Here is a 17,476-nt window from a genome sequence, read left to right as displayed (position 1 = left end):
CCCGAGGACCCCGGAAACCGCCTGGAGCGGCCGTCTGCGCGACGCTCCCCCGCCACCATGGTCGACCGCCCCCGCCGTACGCGGAAGAGCCCCCGCCCGGCGGGTGACCGCGGGCGGGGGCTCTTCCGGTGTTACGGGCTGCTAGTTCTTCTGGATCTGGTCGAAGCTGAGCTCGACCGGGGTCTCGCGGCCGAAGATCTCGACGAGGCCCTTGACCTTCTTCGAGTCCGGGTTGATCTCGTTGATCGTGGCCTGCAGCGTCGCGAACGGGCCGTCGGTGACCGTGACCGAGTCGCCGACCTCGAAGTCCAGCACCTGGACCTCGACCTTGCGCTTCGTAACGGCACCGCCCTCGCCGCCCTCCGCGGCAGCGGCCTGCTCCTCGGCCTCCGGGGCCAGCATCTTGGTGACCTCGTCCAGCGTCAGCGGGTACGGGTCGTAGGCGTTGCCGACGAAGCCGGTGACGCCGGGGGTGTTGCGGACGACGCCCCAGGACTCGTTCGTCAGGTCCATGCGCACCAGCACGTAGCCGGGCAGCTTGTTCTGGCGGACGGTGCGGCGGTCGCCGTTCTTGATCTGGACGACCTCTTCCTGGGGCACCTCGGCCTGGTAGATGTAGTCCTCGACGTTCAGCGAGACGGCGCGCTGCTCCAGGTTGGACTTCACGCGGTTCTCGTAGCCGGCGTAGGTGTGGATGACGTACCACTCGCCGGGGAGGGCGCGCAGCTCCTCGCGGAACGAGGCGGCCGGGTCCACCGGGGCCTGCTCCTCCGCGGCTTCCTCTTCCGTGGCCTCGTCCTCGTCGACGACCTGGACGGCAGCCTGCTCGGCGGGCTCGCCGGCGGCCTCGTCTGCAGCCTCCGCCTGGTCGATGTCGCCGTCGGCGGCCTCGACGATGTCAAGCGCGGTGTCGTCGCCCTCGACGGTCTCGTCGGCGTCGTACAGGTTCGGGTCAGACACGGTCGCTGCTTCTTCCTTCACGATGTGGAACAGGCGGTCGGGCGCCGCGGGCGCCCTCCGCGGGAGGAATCACCCGAAGACGTACGAGACGCCCTTGTTGAATCCCCAGTCAATCACGGTAACGAGCGCGATGATGACCACAACGAAGACAATCACCACGCTGGTGTAGGTGATGAGCTCGCTGCGCGTGGGCCAGACGACCTTGCGGAGCTCCGCGACGATCTGGCGGTAGAAGAGCGCGAGGCGCGCGAGGGGCCCCTTCTTGCCGCGCTTGCCGCCGCGGCGGGGCTTCTTGGAGCCGGCGTCCGTGGATTCACCGTCGGGACGACCACTTTCAGGCGTCGCGGTGGAGCCCAGGGCTTCCGTCACTCGTCCTCACCTGAATCCGGGTCGTTTGCCGAAACAATCCTCAAAGCGTCTGCCTGCTTGTAGCAGGGCCGGAGGGACTCGAACCCCCAACCGCTGGTTTTGGAGACCAGTGCTCTACCAATTGAGCTACGACCCTTTGAGTGCCCCCCAACGTACCGCATCCGAGCGGCTGCACGATGTGTGCAGCCAAGATCAGCTCGCGGGGGCCATCGACGGATGAGTGTACGTGTTCGCGGGCCGGGCGTCGAATGCGTCGCGTGTCCGGGCGCGGTTCGGCGCGGTTGCGCGCGGTTCCGACCGGAACGTGAACTCGTGTGCTCCGGTACCCCCGGGTCTGCGACGATGCAGGCATGACCGCTGCAACTGAACGACGCGTGTCGGCCCGCATCGGGTCGATCTCCGAGTCCGCGACGCTCGCCGTGGACGCGAAGGCCAAGGCCCTCAAGGCCGCCGGGCGACCGGTCATCGGCTTCGGAGCCGGCGAGCCCGACTTCCCGACGCCCGACTACATCGTCGAGGCGGCCGTGGAGGCGTGCCGCAATCCGAAGTACCACCGCTACACCCCGGCCGGCGGCCTGCCGGAGCTGAAGGCCGCGATCGCCGCCAAGACGCTGCGCGACTCCGGCTACGAGGTCGACCCCTCCCAGATCCTGGTCACCAACGGCGGCAAGCAGGCCATCTACGAGGCCTTCGCCGCGATCCTCGACCCGGGTGACGAGGTCATCGTCCCGGCGCCGTACTGGACGACCTACCCCGAGTCGATCCGGCTGGCCGGCGGTGTCCCGGTGGAGGTGGTCGCCGACGAGACGACCGGCTACCGGGTTTCCGTCGAGCAGTTGGAGGCCGCCCGCACGGAGAAGACCAAGGTCGTGCTCTTCGTGTCGCCGTCCAACCCGACCGGCGCCGTCTACACCGAGGCCGAGACCGAGGCGATCGGCCGCTGGGCCGTCGAGCACGGCCTGTGGGTGCTGACCGACGAGATCTACGAGCACCTGGTCTACGGGGGCGCCTCCGCGGTCTCGCTGCCCGCGCTCTTCCCCGAGCTGCGCGACAAGTGCGTCGTCGTCAACGGCGTGGCCAAGACCTACGCCATGACCGGCTGGCGCGTGGGGTGGATCATCGGCCCCACGGACGTCGTCAAGGCCGCCACCAACCTGCAGTCGCACGCCACCTCGAACGTGAGCAACGTCGCGCAGGTCGCCGCCCTGGCCGCCGTCTCCGGTGACCTGGTGGCCGTGGGCGAGATGCGCAAGGCCTTCGACCGCCGCCGCCAGACCATCGTGCGGATGCTCAACGAGATCCCCGGTGTCGTCTGCCCCGAGCCGGAGGGCGCGTTCTACGCGTACCCGTCGGTCAAGGCGCTGCTCGGCAAGGAGATCCGCGGCAGGCGGCCGCAGAGCTCGGTGGAGCTGTCCGAGCTGATCCTGGAGGAGGCCGAGGTCGCCGTGGTCCCGGGCGAGGCCTTCGGCACCCCCGGCTACCTGCGCCTGTCGTACGCGCTCGGTGACGAGGACCTCGTCGAGGGCGTCTCCCGGCTGCAGAAGCTGCTGGGCGAGGCCAAGGCCTGAGCGAACCGCCCCTTGGGCCCCCGGACCGGCCGGTCCGGGGGCCCGCGTGTGTGTGCGGGCAAGCGCTCGTTCGGGGAAAGCGGCCGAAAGAGGTACCGGCACCCCCCGCCGGTACGGCAGGATCTGTGGATGGCACGCGATGTATCCCTCCTCCCCAAGGCGCACCTCCACCTGCACTTCACCGGCTCGATGCGGCCCGCGACCCTGCTGGAGCTCGCCGACAAGTACGGGGTGCACCTGCCCGAGGCGCTGACCTCGGGCGAGCCGCCCAGTCTGCGCGCGACCGACGAGCGCGGGTGGTTCCGCTTCCAGCGCCTGTACGACATCGCGCGTTCCGTGCTCCGCTCCCCCGACGACATCCGCCGTCTGGTGCGCGAGGCCGCCGAGGAGGACGCCCGCGACGGATCGGGGTGGCTGGAGATACAGGTCGACCCCACCTCGTACGCGCCGCGCCTGGGCGGGCTGATCCCGGCCCTGGAGATCATCCTGGACGCCGTGGAGACCGCCTCCCGGGACACGGGCGTGGGCATGGCCGTCCTCGTCGCCGCCAACCGCACCAAGCACCCGCTGGACGCCCGCACGCTGGCCCGGCTCGCGGTGCGCTACACGGACCGCGGGGTCGTCGGCTTCGGGCTCTCCAACGACGAGCGCCGGGGTCTGGCCAGGGACTTCGACCGCGCCTTCGCCATCGCCAGGGAGGGCGGCCTGCTGGCGGCCCCGCACGGCGGCGAGCTGGCGGGCGCGGGCAGCGTCCGCGACTGCCTGGACGACCTGCACGCCAGCCGCATCGGGCACGGCGTGCGGGCGGCGGAGGACCCGCGGCTGATGGCGAAGCTCGCCGAACGCGGCGTGACCTGCGAGGTCTGCCCCGCGTCCAATGTCGCGCTGGGGGTCTACGAGCAGCCCGAGCAGGTGCCGCTGCGCACCCTCTTCGACGCCGGGGTGCCGATGGCACTGGGCGCCGACGACCCGCTGCTGTTCGGCTCCCGGCTCGCCGCGCAGTACGAACTGGCCCGGGACGCACACGGCTTCACCGACGAGGAGCTGGCCGAACTGGCCCGCCAGTCGGTGCGCGGTTCCGCGGCGCCGGAGGGCGTGCGGACCAAGCTCCTGGCGGGGATCGACGACTGGCTCAGCGACTGATCCCGGCCAGGACGGTGCGAGCGACGGCGACCGCGAAGTCGTCCAGCGGCTGCTCGTCCACGGGTTCGCCCAGGTAGCGGTTGAGGAAGCCGCGCTGGAAGCACGCGCCGAGCAGCAGCGCGGCGGCCGCCTCGGGGTCGGCGTCGGCCCGGATGCGCCCGCTGTCGCGCTCCGCGCGCAGGTAGCGGGCGAGCTCCCGCAGCGGCACGTGCGGCCCGGAGCCCATGGGGCGCAGTGCGTCACGGTGCCGTGCCAGCAGCGCGGGCTCGGCGAAGAGCGAGGCGGCGATCGGCACGCTGGACTCGTAGAAGAGGACCGCGGTGCGCGCGATGTCGGTGAGGCAGCTCTCGACGCTGCGGTCGCCCGGGTCGGCGGTGAGCTCGGCCATGAGCGGCCCGAGCCGTGGCGCCCGCTCCTTGAGCACCTGGACGAACAGCTCCTCCTTGCTGCTGAAGTGCTTGTAGAGCGCGGCCTCCGAGCAGCCGGCCGCCTTCGCGATCTCCTTGGTGGTCGTGCGGGCGAGGCCGATGGTGCGCATCAGGCGCTCGGCGGCGTCCAGGATCCGCGTCCGGGTGGGTGTTGACTCGGGGGTGAGCATGCACTCACCCTAAAGGTGAGTGAGTACTCACCCACCAGGGAGGGAACGATGGACGTCACGGTGTTCGGCGCGACCGGGGGCATCGGCCGGCAGATCGTGCGCCAGGCGCTGGCCGCGGGGCACCGCGTCACCGCGGTGGTGCGCGACCCGACAAGGCTGCCCGTGACCGGATCCGGTCTGGAGGTCGTCACGGCGTCGCTGACCGACCCGGAGCCGCTGCGCGCGGCCGTCGCCGGGCGGGACGCGGTGCTCTCCGGTCTCGGGCCGCGCCGGCGCAAGGACGCGGGGATCGCCACCGAGGTCACCCGCCCGGTCCTGCGGGCCATGGAGGCGGAGGGCGTGCGCCGGTTCGTGGCGGTCAGCGCGGCCCCGCTGGGCCCGGTGCCGCAGGACGAGACGCTGCTCGGCCGGATCATCGCACCCGTCGTCTCGGGGCTGTTGCGGCCCGTCTACGACGACCTGCGGGCGATGGAGGAGGAGATGCGCCGCAGCGCCACCGACTGGACCGCCGTACGGCCTCCGAAGCTCAGCGACAAGCCACTGACCGGGGTCTACCGGACCGCGCTCAACGCCAATCTGCGCGGCGGCCTCACCATCGGCCGCGCCGACGTGGCGCACGCGATGCTCGCGGTGGTCGACGACGCGGCGACGCTGAAGCAGGCGGTCGGGGTGGCGTACTAGTACCAGGGGCGCCCCGCGGCGTGCTACAGGCTGACGCCGACCGTCACCGGCTCGTTGACCAGGGTGATCCCGAAGGCCGTGTGGACGCCCTCGACGACCTCGCGGGCCAGCGCGAGCAGGTCGGCGGTCGTGGCCCCGCCCCGGTTGGTGAGGGCGAGGGTGTGCTTGGTGGAGATCCGCGCGGGGCCGGTGCCGTAGCCCTTGGCGAAGCCCGCCCTGTCGATCAGCCAGGCGGCGGAGGTCTTGATGCGGCCGTCGCCCGCGGGGTAGGCGGGGGGCGTGACGTCCGGGCCGAGGCGGTCGTGGACACGGGCCAGGAAGTCCGTGTGACCGGCCTCGGTGAGGACCGGGTTGGTGAAGAAGGAGCCCGCCGACCAGGTGTCGTGGTCCTCCGGGTCCAGCACCATGCCCTTGCCCGAGCGCAGCTTCAGCACCGTCTCGCGGGCGGTGGCCAGGGGCACCCGGTCGCCCGTCCCGACGCCGAGGGCGCGGGCCGTCTCCGCGTACTTCAGCGGGCCGGACATGCCGCCTGCGTCCTCCAGGGCGAAGCGCACGCGCAGCACGACGTGGCGCGCGGGGTCCGCCTTGAAACGGCTGTGCCGGTAGGAGAAGGCGCACGCGGCGTTGTCCAGGACGACCGTCTCACCTGTGGTGCGGTCGTACGCGACCACCTCGGTGATCGTGCTGGCGACCTCCTGACCGTACGCGCCCACGTTCTGGATGGGCGTGGCCCCGGCGGAGCCCGGGATGCCGGCCAGGCACTCGACGCCCGCCAGGCCCGCCTCCACGGTGCGGGCGACGGCGTCCGTCCAGACCTCGCCCGCCGCGAGCTCCAGTTCGGTGCCGCTGAGTTCGAAGCCGCTGGTGGCGATGCGCAGCGCGGTGCCCGCGAAGCCCTCGTCGCCGATCACCAGGTTGCTGCCGCCGCCGATGACCAGCAGCGGCGTCCCGGCCGCGTCCGCCTCCCGGACGACCTCGACGACCTCGGCGTCCGTGGTCGCCGTCACCAGGCGGGTCGCGGGGCCACCGAGGCGGAAGGTGGTCAGGGGCGCGAGCGGGGCGTCGTTGAGTACGTGCACGGCATTCAGGTTACGGGGCGGGCGGCTCCGCCAGGGATGCCGCCCGCCCCGTACGGATCAGAGCGCCTCGAGGACCGTCGCGTTGGCGAGGCCGCCCGCCTCGCACATGGTCTGCAGCGCGTAGCGCGCGCCACGGGCCCGCATGGCGTGGACGAGGGTGGTCATCAGCCGGGTGCCGCTGGCGCCGAGCGGGTGGCCCAGCGCGATGGCGCCACCGTTGACGTTGACCTTGGCCGGATCGGCGCCGGTCTCCTGCAGCCAGGCGAGGACGACGCTGGCGAAGGCCTCGTTGACCTCGAACAGGTCGACGTCCGCCAGGTCCAGCCCGGCGCGGCGCAGCACCCGCTCGGTGGCCGGGATGACCCCGGTCAGCATCAGCAGGGGGTCGGAGCCGGTGACCGCGAAGCTGTGCAGCCGGGCGAGCGGGCGCAGTCCCAGGCGCTCCGCGGTCTCGCTGCTGGTGATCAGCACGGCGGAGGCCCCGTCGTTGACCGGGCTGCTGTTGCCGGCCGTGACCGACCAGTCGATCTGCGGGAAGCGCTCGGCGTAGCCGGGGTCGGCGAAGGCGGGACGCAGCCCGGCGAGGATCTCCGGGGTGGTCGCGGGACGGACGGACTCGTCCGTGGTGAGTCCGGCCAGCGGCGCGACCTCGGCGTCGAAGGCGCCGGCCGACCAGGCGGCGGCGGCCTTGCGGTGCGACTCGGCGGCGAAGGCGTCCATCGCCTCCCGGCCCAGCGACCACTTGGCGGCGATCAGCTCCGCGCTGACGCCCTGCGGCACGAGTCCGCCCGGGAACCGCTCGGCGACGCCGGGGCCGAACGGGTCCGCACCGGGCGGCACGTTGGACCACATGGGCACCCGGCTCATCGACTCCACGCCGCAGGCCACGACGACGTCGTAGGCGCCGGCGATGACGCCCTGCGCGGCGAAGTGCACGGCCTGCTGGGAGGAGCCGCACTGCCGGTCGACCGTGGTGGCCGGGACGGAGTCGGGGAAGCCCGCCGACAGCCAGGCCCAGCGGGTGGTGTTCATGGCCTGCTCGCCGACCTGGTCCACGGTGCCGCCGATGACGTCGTCGACCAGCACCGGGTCGATCCCGCTGCGGCCGACGAGCTCCTTGAGGGTGTGGGCGAGCAGTTCCACCGGGTGCGTCCCGGCGAGCGCCCCGCCCGGCTTGCCCTTGCCGATGGGGGTGCGGACGGCTTCGACGATGACGGCGTCGCGCATGACGTTCTCGCCTCCTGAGGGTGCGGTGCGTAGTTAGTTTGATTTTCCAACGATCGCGTGAGGACGAGGGTAGGACGAGAGGGTTTGACATCACAACCTTCCGTGTGAGACTGGCCCGGTGAGCCCGACCACACCTGTGCCCCCACTGCCGGGGCGCCCCTGCTCGGCAGCCGCGGCGTTGTACGTCGTCGGCGAGAAGTGGGCGCTGCTCGCGGTCCGCGAGATCCTCTACGGCAACCGGCGCTTCGACGCCATCGCCCGCAACACGGGCGCTCCGCGCGACCGCCTCACCGCGCGGCTGCGCGCCCTGGAGGAGGCCGGCATCGTCGAGCGGCGCGCCTACAGCGAGCGGCCGCCCCGGTACGAGTACCACCTGACGGAGGCGGGGCGTGACCTCGCGCCGGTCATCCGGTCCCTGGTGGCGTGGGGCGACAAGTGGGCGGTGGACGAGCCGCCGGTCGTGCTCCGGCACCGGGACGACCATCCGGTGGACCCTGTCGAGTACTGCCGCGCGTGCGGCGAGGAGGTCCACGACCGCGACCTGGCGCTCGACATCCGCAGCGAGGGGTGGACGCCCGCGGGGCGGACGGGGTCCGGGTAGACCGGAGCGCGCGTCACCACCGGGCCGGCCGGTGGTGACGCGCGCCGGACGGGGCGTCAGGGCGTCGCGTCGACCAGGGACTTGGGCGGGGCGGGGACCGGCTCGGGGGCCTTAGCGGCGCGTCGGCCCGGGATGAGGAGGGCCGCGAGCGCTCCGACCGCGACGGCGGCCGCGCCCACCCAGAGGGCGGGGGTGAGGCCGTCGACGAACCGCGCCGCAGACTCGTAGCCGCCCTGGGCGGAGAAGACCGCCGCGAGGGTGGCGACGCCGAGGGCCCCGCCGACCTCGCGGAGGGCGTTGTTGGCGCCCGAGGCGATGCCCTGCTCCTCGGGCCGGACGCTGCCCATGACGATGTTGGCGCTCGGGGCGAAGTACATCGCCATCCCGATGCCGCTCACGATCAGCGCCGGCACCTGCGCCGCGTACGACACGCCCGGCTCGATCACCACGGCGAACCAGCCGAGGCCCACCGCCTGCAGGGCGAGTCCGGCGGCGACGACCGGGCGGCCGCCGATGCGGTCGGAGAGGAAGCCCGCGATGGGCGCGACGATCATCGGCATGCCCGTCCAGGGCAGCATGCGCAGCCCCGCCTCGGTCGGGGAGTAGCCCGCGACGCCCTGGAGGAACTGGCTGAGCAGGAAGATCGAGCCGAACATGCCGAGGAACATCAGCAGGCTGGCCGTGTTGACGGCGGCGAAGGCGCGGCTGCGGAAGAGCCGCATCGGCAGGATCGGGTTGCGGGCGCGGATGCCGTGCCGGACGAAGAGGGCCATCAGCACACCGCCGCCGACGAGTCCGCCGAGGACCGGGCCGCTGGTCCAGCCGTCGGCGTTGCCGCGGACGAGGGCGTAGACGATGCCGAACAGACCCGCGCTGGCGAGCACCGTGCCGGTCACGTCGAGCCGGGGGTCGGGACCACGGCTCTCGGCGAGCCGCAGCCGGGCGAGGGGCAGGAGGAGCACGCCGATCGGGACGTTCAGCCAGAAGATCCACTGCCAGGAGATGTGTTCGGTGAGCGAGCCGCCGATGAGCGGTCCGGCGGCGACCGCGAGACCGTTCACCGCGCCCCAGACGCCGAACACCATGCCGCGCCGCTCGGGCGGCACGGTGGCCGAGAGCAGGGTGAGGGTCAGCGGCATGAGGATCGCGGCGCCGACGCCCTGGACGGCGCGGGCGGCGATGAGTTCGCCCATGCCGGGGGCGAGGGCCGCTGCGGCGGAGGCCGCGGAGAAGACGCCGAGGCCCACCAGGAACATGCGCCGGCGGCCGAAGCGGTCGCCCAGGGCGGCGCCGAACATCAGGAGGACGGCGAAGGTGAGCGTGTAGGCGCTCACCGTCCACTCCAGGTCCTCCAGGGCGCCGCCCAGGTCCGCGCGGATGGAGGGCAGCGCCGTGGTGACGACCAGGTTGTCGAGCGCCGCCATGAATCCGGCGACGCTGGTGATGACGAGTGCCCAGACGACGCTGCCGCGCCGGCCCTCCGTCGGTTGCTGTGCCATGAACTCCCCCAGCTGATTAGTAATCGATCAATAACTTTCATGGACATGGGTGGGCCCCACGGCAGGCCGACGCGACCCGTCAGCCCTTCCCCGGGAAGCGGTCGGCGTAGAGGTCCTCGATCCCCGCCCAGCCGCGCTCGTGCTGTGGGACACCGAGCGCCACCAGTACGTTCACGAGCATCCCCGTGCCGAAGAACTCCGCCGCTTCGCGGTCGCCCACCCCCGTACGTGCCCTGACGAAGTCCCACAGGCCCAGCCAGCCGCGCCGGCAGGCCTCGCGGATCTCCTCGTCGTCGACGGCGGCCACGTACATCTGCAACTGCATCCGCAGGACGTCGCCGTCCCCGATGAGCTCCTGGTACGAGCCGCACATCGCCTCGAACGCCTCCTCCCCCTCCAGCCCCTCGGCCGCCTTCTCGAAGTGCGCCTCGATCGTCTCGACGCACCGCGCCGCGACGGCCATGAACAGCGCCTTCTTGTTCGGGAAGAGCCGGAAGAGGTACGGCTGCGACACACCCATGCGCTTGGCGATGACGCCGGTCGAGGTGCCGTTGTAGCCACCCGTGCCGAACTCCGTCATCGCCGCGCGGATCGCCGCCTCGCGGCGCTCCTCCGCGCTCATCCGCATGCCGTCGCCTGCCATGCCAAGTAAGTTATCAGTCAATAACAAGCGTGGGCAAGAGGAAGGCGGCGGGACGCCCCGCCGCCTTCTCCTCACGGCTACGCCAGCCGGACCACCGCGCGCGACATGCCCAGCACCTTCTGCCCGGCGCTGAGGGCCGTCACGTCCACCCGGACCGTGCGCTCGTCGTCGTCCAGCTTGGCCGCGACCTTGGCGCTGACCTCGATCAGCGCGCCCGTGCCGTCGTTCGGCACCACGACCGGCTTGGTGAAGCGGACCCCATACTCCACGACCGCGCCCGGGTCGCCCGCCCAGTCCGTCACCACGCGGATCGCCGAGGCCATGGTGAACATGCCGTGCGCGATGACGTCCGGCAGTCCGACCTCCGTGGCGAACTTCTCGTTCCAGTGGATCGGGTTGAAGTCACCGGAGGCGCCCGCGTACTGCACGAGTGTGGCGCGGTTCACGGGGAAGGACCGCGCCGGCAGCTCGGTGCCGACCTCGACCTCGTCGTAGGAGATCTTCGCCGTCATCGGTTCACTCACCCTCCGGCGCGCGCGCCACCAGTTTCATGAGCGCCGTCACCACGTGCTCGCCGCTCTCGTCGTGGACCTCGCCGCGGACGTCGATGACGTCGTTGCCCGCGAGCGACTTGATGGCCTCGATGGTGACCGTCACCGACAGGCGGTCACCGGCCCGCACGGGGCGGGTGTAGCTGAACTTCTGGTCGCCGTGCACCACCCGGCCGTAGTCCAGTCCCAGCTCCGGGTCGAGGACGACCTGCCCCGAGGCCTTGTACGTGATCACGAACGGGAAGGTCGGCGGCGCGATCACGTCCGGGTGGCCCAGGGCCTTGGCCGCGTCGGGGTCGGTGTAGACCGGGTTCGGGTCGCCGACGGCCTCGGCGAACTCGCGGATCTTCTCCCGGCCCACCTCGTAGGGAGCGGTGGGCGGATACGTCCGCCCCACGAAGGACTGGTCCAGCGCCATCGGCACCTCCTGGAGCTGTGGTCTGCGCGTCGGCGGGTCCGCCAACGCCAAGAGGCCGCCCCCGTGACAGGGGCGGCCTCTTCGGTCTTACGGCCTGGGTCAGCGCGTCTCGCGGTGCGCGGTGTGCGCGTTGCAGCGCGGGCAGTGCTTCTTCATCTCAAGACGGTCCGGGTCGTTGCGCCGGTTCTTCTTGGTGATGTAGTTCCGCTCCTTGCACTCCACGCAGGCCAGCGTGATCTTCGGGCGGACGTCGGTGGCGGCCACGTGAGTGCTCCTTGACGAACGGCAATAAGGTTTGAACACGGAAAGAGTAGCCGATTGAAGGACCGATCCCACAATCGGCTACGCGGGGTAGCGGCGACCGGACTTGAACCGGTGACACAGCGATTATGAGCCGCTTGCTCTACCGACTGAGCTACGCCGCTTCGATGAAAAGATCACCCGCCGGGTGGCGGGTCATCCGATCACCAGAGCCCCAATACGGAATCGAACCGTAGACCTTCTCCTTACCATGGAGACGCTCTGCCGACTGAGCTATTGGGGCGAGCGAGGAAGACATTACACGGTCCGCCGCCGAAGGTGAAATCCGTATCTTGCGGGCAGTCGCCGGACCACCTCCCACCTCCGCCGCCCCAGCCGCTCGGCCCCATACGTCACTTGACGTCACCAGTACGACTATTCGCTCTTCCCGGACGGACCGGGCACCGCGCCCTAGGCTCGGAACCGCGTGATCTTGCCTCCGGCCCCGAGGAGCGCGATGACCGACAGCCAGCCGCAGCAGCCCACCGACCCGCCGCTGGGCGAAACCGCCCCAGCCCCCGCCCTCCTGCTCTGCGGTGCCCGCCTCGCCGACGGCCGCACCGTCGACGTGCGCCTGGCCGGAGCGCGCATCGAGGCCGTCGGCACCGCCGGCAGCCTCCACGAGGGCACCCGTGTCGACCTCGGCGGCTACCTCCTGCTGCCCGCCCCCGCCGAACCGCACGCCCACCTCGACACCGCCCTGACCGCCGGCTCCGCCGGACCGCCCTCGTACGACGCCGAGGACGTGCAGCGGCGGGTCACCGAGGGCGCCCTCCACCAGCTCGGCCACGGCGCGACCGCGGTCCGCACGCACATCCGCATCGGCGACGTACAGGGGCTGCGCGCCCTGGAGGCGGCGCTGCAGGCCCGGCGCGCCCTGCGCGGCCTGGTCGACGTGCGGACCGTGGCCGTGCCCCGGGTGCTCACCGGGCCCGCCGGCGCGGACGGCCTCGCGGTGCTCCGCGACGCCCTCAAGATGGGCGCCGACGTGGTGGGCGGCTGCCCCGACCTCGACCCCGACCCGGGCGGGTACGCGGAGGCCGTGCTCGCCGTGGCCGCCGAGTTCGGCCTCCCCGTCGACCTGCACACCGACGCCGCCGACCCGGCCCGGCTCTCCCGGCTCGCCGCGATGGCGGGAGGACTGCGCCCCGGCGTCGCCCTCGGCCCCTGCGGCGGCCTGGCCCGGCTCCCGTACGACACGACCGTCCGCCTGGCGGGGCAGCTCGCCGCCGCCGGGGTCTCGCTGACCGCCCTCCCGCAGGGCGGCTGCGGTGCCCTCGAGTCGCTGCGCCGCGGCGGCACCGCGCCGGTGCGGACCCTGCGGGCGGCCGGCGTCCGGATCGCCGCGGGCAGCGGCGCGCTGCGCGACCTGACCAACCCCGTCGGCCGCGGCGACCCCCTGGAGGCCGCCTTCCTGCTCGCCTCCCACGGCGAGTGCGCCCCCGGGGAGGCCTACGAGGCGGTGAGCCGGGACGCCCGCGCCGTCATGGGGCTGCCCGAGGTGCGGGTGGAGGCGGGCTTCCCCGCCGAGCTGCTCGCGGTACGGGCCGACCGGCTGGAGAGCGCGCTCTCGCTCGCGTACAGCCGGATCGTCATCCACCGGGGGCGGGTCGTCTCCCGGACCAGCGCGGTACGCGAGTACACCGACACCCTGGCGCTCGACCTGCCGCGTCAGTCGAGGAGCCGACGTGACCCGGCATGAACGGCGCGCCGGGCGTAGCGTCGGTGGCATGCGCACTGTGATCGCTGGTGGACATGGACAGATCGCGCTGCGGCTGGAGCGGCTGCTCGCCGCGCGCGAGGACGAGGTGGCGGGCATCATCCGCACGCCGGAACAGGCCGATGACCTGCGCGAGGCCGGCGCCGAGCCGATCGTGCTCGACCTGGAGTCGGCATCGGTGGACGAGGTGGCCCAGGCGCTGGCCGGGGCCGGCGCGGTCGTCTTCGCGGCGGGCGCGGGGCCGGGCAGCGGCGCCGCCCGCAAGGAGACCGTCGACCGGGACGCCGCCGTGCTGCTGGCCGACGCGGCGGAACGCGCGGGCGTACGCCGTTATCTGATGGTCTCCGCCATGGGGGCCGACGCCGGGTCCCGCCCCGGCACCGACGAGGTCTTCACCGCCTACCTGCGCGCCAAGGGCGCCGCCGACACCGAGGTGCGCCGTCGCGCCGCCCTGGACTGGACGATCGTCCGCCCCGGCCATCTGACCGACGACCCGGGCACGGGGCGGGTCCGGCTCGCCGCTTCCACCGGGCGCGGTTCGGTGACCCGTGACGACGTCGCGGCGGTTCTGGCGGAGTTGCTCGACACGCCCTCGACGGCGGGGCTCACCCTGGAACTGATCGAGGGTCACACCCCGGTGTCGGTCGCGGTGAAGGACGTCGCCGGCAACTGAACCGCACCCCGGGCGGCCTGGTGGGCCTTGGCGCCGGGCTCCGGGCTCCGGGCTCCGGACTCCGGACTCCGGGCGCATCCGCGGGATGCCGATGCGCCGTTGGGCGAGGGGCTTGGTGAAGCCCTCGTACGGGAAGGCCTCGTCGAAGCCGATCTCCCGGGTGGCCTTGAGGTCACAGCAGTACCCCGGGCCGCGAATTCCACGGGGCGCGGGATGCGGGCGCGGGCGGGGGGGTAGAGGGGGGACGGCCGAGATGCGATCAGTCCGGCTCTGGGCTGCACTTGATCGTATCGGGACGGCCAGCACCATCCCCTGACGTCACGGAGAGACCATGCCGATGAAGCCCCCGGCACCCCCGTTCACCCGCGAGACCGCGATCGAGAAGGTCCGCCTCGCGGAGGATGCCTGGAACAGCCGCGACCCCGAGAAGGTGTCCCTCGCCTACACACCTGACAGCCGGTGGCGCAACCGCGGCGAGTTCGTCAACGGGCGGGAGGAGATCGTCGCGTTCCTCACCCGCAAGTGGACCAGGGAGCAGGAGTACCGGCTCATCAAGGAGCTCTGGGCCTTCGACGGCAACCGCATCGCGGTCCGCTTCGCCTACGAGTGCCACGACGACTCCGGCAACTGGTACCGCTCGTACGGCAACGAGAACTGGGAGTTCGACGACGAGGGCCTGATGCGCGTACGGCTGGCCAGCATCAACGACACCCCGATCGCCGAGTCGGAGCGCGCGTACCACTGGCCGCTCGGACGGCGCCCCGACGATCATCCCGGTCTGTCCGACCTCGGGTTCTGAGCGGCCCGCGCCTGCCGCCGCAGCTCCACGCGGGCCGCGGGCAACCGGCCGGGGCCGGTGCGCCAGTACGGGTGCCAGAACAGCCGGCAGGAGAGCCAGAGCAGGCGTCGTCGCAGGACCGCCGCATGGGCGGGCTCCGCGGCGAGTTGCGCGTAGGTGCGGTGCCATTCGCGCTGCGCCTGCACCAGGTCGGGCGGGAACACGGTGTTGGCCATGCACAGGATTCAATCATGTGTTCGATTTTCTGCGCACGCCTCACACGTCACTCGTAGGGGTGAGCTTGCCGCGGCGCCCGCGCCGGACGTCCGGTGACCCCGGGGCTCCCTTGCGCTCCGGGGCCACCGGGCAGGTGCACCCCCGGTACGGGGGCCCGGCCTACAGGTGCAGGACGACCAGCGCCCCCACGCCGCCCAGGGCCAGCGCGACGGCGGCATCGGCCCAGCCGCCCCTCCCCCAGCGGAAGTACCGGTCCAGCGCGAGCCGCCCGGGGCCGATGGCGGCGATGCCGAGGGCGACGACGGTGATGGCCAGGTTGTACTCGATGCCGCCCTGCTCGTCCCACAGCCCGCGGGCGCCGGTCACCGTGACCATGGCGTTGATCATCACGCCGATCAGCGCCGCCGCGGCGAGCGGGGTGAACAGCCCCAGCGCCAGGCCCACGCCGCCCAGGAACTCCGAGGCCCCGCCGATGGCGGCGAAGACCTTCCCCGGCGAGTAGCCCATCATCTCGAAGCTCTTGCCGGTGCTGGTGAGCCCCTGGCCGCCGAACCATCCGAAGAGCTTCTGGAGCCCGTGCCCCGCCATCAGGACACCGAAGGTGAGCCGGATCAGCAGCAGGCCGCAGTCACCGGCGGTCACCCGCGGCGGCGCCTGTACGGCGTCCTCGGCCTGCGGCTGGACGCGCAATCGCTCGGCTATGTGATGCATGGGGAAACCTCTTGTCAGTGCAGTCACTGCGGATCACACAGGCATCCCTCCTCCCTCAGGAGGTACGCGACAGCTGTGTGCCACGTTCAACCACTTTCCCCTCTTTCGTACATCTCATCCCGAAATACCGGAAGTGCCGGGTGGTACCGATGCCCACCGGTGGCCGGCGGTGGCCTCGCGTCGTTCAGAGCCGCAGGCGCGGCGCCTCGTCGTCCGGGGTGTCCGGACTCGCGAAGTGGAAGGGGACCGAGAGGACGGAGGCCAGGGCCCGGCCCGCCCGGTCGGCGGCGACCGCCGAGGGGTGACGCAGGCCCGGGCCCCTCTCCTCGCCCAGGTACCGCACCGCGGTGCCCCGGTAGATCGTGGCCAGGTGGTGCTCGCCCGCGGGATCGGCGGTGAGCGCCAGCAGCTCCACGAACCAGTCGTGCACGGTGTCGCCGTCCCACACCGCCTCGATCGCGGCGACGCGGCCGGGGAAGCCGGCGGCGCGGGCGTGCAGGGATTCCGTGTCGAGGGGGCTGTCGGGGGTGCGCGCGATCCGGTCGCCGTGGTGGTCGTAGCGTTCGCCCACCACGATCTGGGCCTCGTGGAGCCCGAGGCCACGGGCCCGGCCGGCCTCGAAGACGACGCGTACCGCGCGGATCAGGCTGTCCTGCAGGACGTACCCGTCCACCTGTTCCCGGACCCCGGCCGGCAGCGTCTCCCACCATTCGGACGCGGTCGTGCCTGCCATTCCCGGCTCCCCTCTCCCCTGCGGCCCGCGTGACGGGGCCGGCCGGACGCCACCGTACGGTGCGGTCGCAACCGGCCGCGCCCCGAGCGAAGTTGCGCGGCCGTGCAACCCTCCGCGCGCATTCGGGAGTACCTACGAATGGACGTCCAAGCGGCGGCCACCGCATCCGGTGGCCACGCAGGCCGGCGCGCGGGCCCACCGCGCCGGCCGTCAAGGACCGCCCGGCGCGGTGCCGGGTGGCGGCTTCGAAGGAGAAATGCTCCGTGGCTCTCAGTTTTGCCAGGAAGGCAGGCGTGGCGGCCGCCACGGCGGTCGCGATCGGCGCGATGTCGCTCGGCGCCTCCGCCATGGCGGCGCCATCGGCCCCGTCGGCCCCGTCCGTCCCGGCCACGCACCGCGCCGGCGCTCCCGCCGCCGTGGCCGCCAAGGCGGTCGCCGCGCCCGTGAAGCAGGCGCCCAAGGTCGTCACGCAGCTGATCGGCAAGGGCCGGGTGGACGGCAAGCGCTGGTCGGTGGCCCTGGAGTTCCACCGGACGCTGCCGGAGGGCTACGACCTTCCGACGTCCCCCGACGGCACCACCGCCCCCGGCACGGCGCTGCTGTGCCAGCGCATGTACATCGACGGGGTCCGCATCGACCACCAGGGCGGCCCCTGGTCCGACTGCCAGCCCGTCACCGGCGCCCACGACCCCGCCGGCAGCGGCGGCATGGGCCTGTGGGGCTTCCAGGACAAGGGCACCAGCGGCTCCCGCCTCATGGTCGCCAACCCCGAGGCCGCCATCGCGTACGGCGTCGTCGTCCTCACCGACGGCACCCGTCTGAAGGCTCCCACGGTCACCGTCCCCGGCACCGACTACCGTGCCTGGGCCGTCGCCATACCCGACGGCAGGACGATCGCCGCCGTCGACCAGTACGACAGCCACCACCACCGCCTCAGCCACGACACCTACTGGCGCTGATCCCAGGAAGAAGGACGGGCACCTCCTG

General features: G+C 72.4%; 21 protein-coding genes and 3 tRNA genes. 8 read left to right on the top strand and 16 right to left on the bottom strand.

What is annotated here, in order from left to right; all coding sequences use genetic code 11:
• Positions 1-141 precede the first annotated feature (141 nt).
• From nusG to AC1VWI_RS25915, 3 genes are all read right to left on the bottom strand, one after another.
• A complete protein-coding gene (nusG, locus tag AC1VWI_RS25925) occupies positions 142-960 on the bottom strand; it encodes a transcription termination/antitermination protein NusG (RefSeq protein ID WP_499513413.1) in 819 nt (272 codons plus the stop codon).
• A 69-nt stretch (positions 961-1,029) separates the two neighbouring features.
• The gene (secE, locus tag AC1VWI_RS25920) at positions 1,030-1,329 is read right to left on the bottom strand and encodes a preprotein translocase subunit SecE (RefSeq protein WP_499513412.1); all 300 of its coding nucleotides are present in this window, start codon (positions 1,327-1,329) and stop codon (positions 1,030-1,032) included.
• Between the two features lie 63 nt (positions 1,330-1,392).
• A tRNA-Trp gene (locus AC1VWI_RS25915) sits at positions 1,393-1,465 on the bottom strand.
• Between the two features lie 214 nt (positions 1,466-1,679).
• Here AC1VWI_RS25915 and AC1VWI_RS25910 point away from each other — a divergent pair.
• Both AC1VWI_RS25910 and AC1VWI_RS25905 read left to right on the top strand, forming a co-directional pair.
• Positions 1,680-2,897: a pyridoxal phosphate-dependent aminotransferase gene (locus AC1VWI_RS25910; protein WP_499513411.1), complete on the top strand. Its 1,218-nt coding sequence runs from the start codon at positions 1,680-1,682 to the stop codon at positions 2,895-2,897.
• Between the two features lie 129 nt (positions 2,898-3,026).
• Positions 3,027-4,040, top strand: coding sequence for an adenosine deaminase (locus tag AC1VWI_RS25905; protein ID WP_499513410.1), 1,014 nt, complete (start codon positions 3,027-3,029; stop codon positions 4,038-4,040).
• Here AC1VWI_RS25905 and AC1VWI_RS25900 read toward each other — a convergent pair.
• Positions 4,030-4,638, bottom strand: coding sequence for a TetR/AcrR family transcriptional regulator (locus tag AC1VWI_RS25900; protein WP_499513409.1), 609 nt, complete (start codon positions 4,636-4,638; stop codon positions 4,030-4,032). The two genes, AC1VWI_RS25905 and AC1VWI_RS25900, sit on opposite strands and share 11 nt — an antisense overlap.
• Before the next feature lie 48 nt (positions 4,639-4,686).
• Between AC1VWI_RS25900 and AC1VWI_RS25895 the strand changes: the two genes are divergently transcribed.
• On the top strand, positions 4,687-5,319 hold the full coding sequence (locus tag AC1VWI_RS25895; RefSeq protein ID WP_499513408.1) for an NAD(P)-dependent oxidoreductase: 633 nt from the start codon (positions 4,687-4,689) through the stop codon (positions 5,317-5,319).
• A gap of 23 nt (positions 5,320-5,342) precedes the next feature.
• Here AC1VWI_RS25895 and AC1VWI_RS25890 read toward each other — a convergent pair whose 3' ends face one another.
• Positions 5,343-6,398 carry a UDP-N-acetylmuramate dehydrogenase gene (locus AC1VWI_RS25890; RefSeq protein ID WP_499513407.1) on the bottom strand — a complete coding sequence of 352 codons (1,056 nt, stop codon included), beginning with the start codon at positions 6,396-6,398 and terminating at the stop codon, positions 5,343-5,345.
• 57 nt (positions 6,399-6,455) lie between these two features.
• Positions 6,456-7,625 (bottom strand): thiolase family protein, encoded by a 1,170-nt coding sequence (locus AC1VWI_RS25885; protein ID WP_499513406.1) that lies wholly within the window; start codon positions 7,623-7,625, stop codon positions 6,456-6,458.
• A 118-nt stretch (positions 7,626-7,743) separates the two neighbouring features.
• Between AC1VWI_RS25885 and AC1VWI_RS25880 the strand changes: the two genes are divergently transcribed.
• Positions 7,744-8,226: a winged helix-turn-helix transcriptional regulator gene (locus tag AC1VWI_RS25880; RefSeq protein ID WP_499513405.1), complete on the top strand. Its 483-nt coding sequence runs from the start codon at positions 7,744-7,746 to the stop codon at positions 8,224-8,226.
• Between the two features lie 56 nt (positions 8,227-8,282).
• Here AC1VWI_RS25880 and AC1VWI_RS25875 read toward each other — a convergent pair whose 3' ends face one another.
• The 7 genes from AC1VWI_RS25875 to AC1VWI_RS25845 form a co-directional block, all read right to left on the bottom strand.
• Positions 8,283-9,725, bottom strand: coding sequence for a DHA2 family efflux MFS transporter permease subunit (locus tag AC1VWI_RS25875; RefSeq protein WP_499513404.1), 1,443 nt, complete (start codon positions 9,723-9,725; stop codon positions 8,283-8,285).
• Positions 9,726-9,804: 79 nt separating this feature from the next.
• Positions 9,805-10,368, bottom strand: a complete 564-nt coding sequence (locus AC1VWI_RS25870; protein ID WP_499513403.1) for a TetR/AcrR family transcriptional regulator — start codon at positions 10,366-10,368, stop codon at positions 9,805-9,807.
• A 77-nt stretch (positions 10,369-10,445) separates the two neighbouring features.
• On the bottom strand, positions 10,446-10,880 hold the full coding sequence (locus tag AC1VWI_RS25865; protein ID WP_499513402.1) for a MaoC family dehydratase: 435 nt from the start codon (positions 10,878-10,880) through the stop codon (positions 10,446-10,448).
• A gap of 4 nt (positions 10,881-10,884) precedes the next feature.
• Positions 10,885-11,337: an FAS1-like dehydratase domain-containing protein gene (locus tag AC1VWI_RS25860; protein WP_499513401.1), complete on the bottom strand. Its 453-nt coding sequence runs from the start codon at positions 11,335-11,337 to the stop codon at positions 10,885-10,887.
• A 99-nt stretch (positions 11,338-11,436) separates the two neighbouring features.
• The gene (gene rpmG / locus AC1VWI_RS25855; protein WP_004571794.1) at positions 11,437-11,601 is read right to left on the bottom strand and encodes a 50S ribosomal protein L33; all 165 of its coding nucleotides are present in this window, start codon (positions 11,599-11,601) and stop codon (positions 11,437-11,439) included.
• 88 nt (positions 11,602-11,689) lie between these two features.
• A tRNA-Met gene (locus AC1VWI_RS25850) sits at positions 11,690-11,762 on the bottom strand.
• Positions 11,763-11,808: 46 nt separating this feature from the next.
• A tRNA-Thr gene (locus AC1VWI_RS25845) sits at positions 11,809-11,881 on the bottom strand.
• Positions 11,882-12,094: 213 nt separating this feature from the next.
• On the opposite strand from AC1VWI_RS25845, the gene AC1VWI_RS25840 reads away from it, so the two are divergent.
• From AC1VWI_RS25840 to AC1VWI_RS25830, 3 genes are all read left to right on the top strand, one after another.
• On the top strand, positions 12,095-13,339 hold the full coding sequence (locus AC1VWI_RS25840) for an amidohydrolase family protein (RefSeq protein ID WP_499513400.1): 1,245 nt from the start codon (positions 12,095-12,097) through the stop codon (positions 13,337-13,339).
• Between the two features lie 28 nt (positions 13,340-13,367).
• Positions 13,368-14,030, top strand: coding sequence for an NAD(P)H-binding protein (locus AC1VWI_RS25835; RefSeq protein WP_499513399.1), 663 nt, complete (start codon positions 13,368-13,370; stop codon positions 14,028-14,030).
• Positions 14,031-14,361: 331 nt separating this feature from the next.
• A complete protein-coding gene (locus tag AC1VWI_RS25830) occupies positions 14,362-14,829 on the top strand; it encodes a nuclear transport factor 2 family protein (RefSeq protein WP_499513398.1) in 468 nt (155 codons plus the stop codon).
• On the opposite strand, the gene AC1VWI_RS25825 is transcribed toward AC1VWI_RS25830, so the two are convergent.
• The 3 genes from AC1VWI_RS25825 to AC1VWI_RS25815 form a co-directional block, all read right to left on the bottom strand.
• Complete coding sequence (locus AC1VWI_RS25825) at positions 14,799-15,044, bottom strand: DUF8825 domain-containing protein (protein ID WP_499513397.1); 246 nt, start codon at positions 15,042-15,044, stop codon at positions 14,799-14,801. The genes AC1VWI_RS25830 and AC1VWI_RS25825 overlap by 31 nt on opposite strands.
• Positions 15,045-15,204: 160 nt before the next feature.
• Complete coding sequence (locus AC1VWI_RS25820) at positions 15,205-15,756, bottom strand: DoxX family protein (RefSeq protein ID WP_499513396.1); 552 nt, start codon at positions 15,754-15,756, stop codon at positions 15,205-15,207.
• A gap of 184 nt (positions 15,757-15,940) precedes the next feature.
• The gene (locus tag AC1VWI_RS25815) at positions 15,941-16,489 is read right to left on the bottom strand and encodes a hypothetical protein (protein WP_499513395.1); all 549 of its coding nucleotides are present in this window, start codon (positions 16,487-16,489) and stop codon (positions 15,941-15,943) included.
• 263 nt (positions 16,490-16,752) lie between these two features.
• On the opposite strand from AC1VWI_RS25815, the gene AC1VWI_RS25810 reads away from it, so the two are divergent.
• Positions 16,753-17,448, top strand: coding sequence for a hypothetical protein (locus AC1VWI_RS25810; protein WP_499513394.1), 696 nt, complete (start codon positions 16,753-16,755; stop codon positions 17,446-17,448).
• The last annotated feature ends 28 nt before the right edge of the window (positions 17,449-17,476 follow it).

This window comes from Streptomyces sp. TOM-9, from assembly GCF_056858595.1.
The sequence above is the reverse complement of the archived record's forward strand: the minus strand, read 5'-3'. Positions and strand labels throughout refer to the sequence as shown.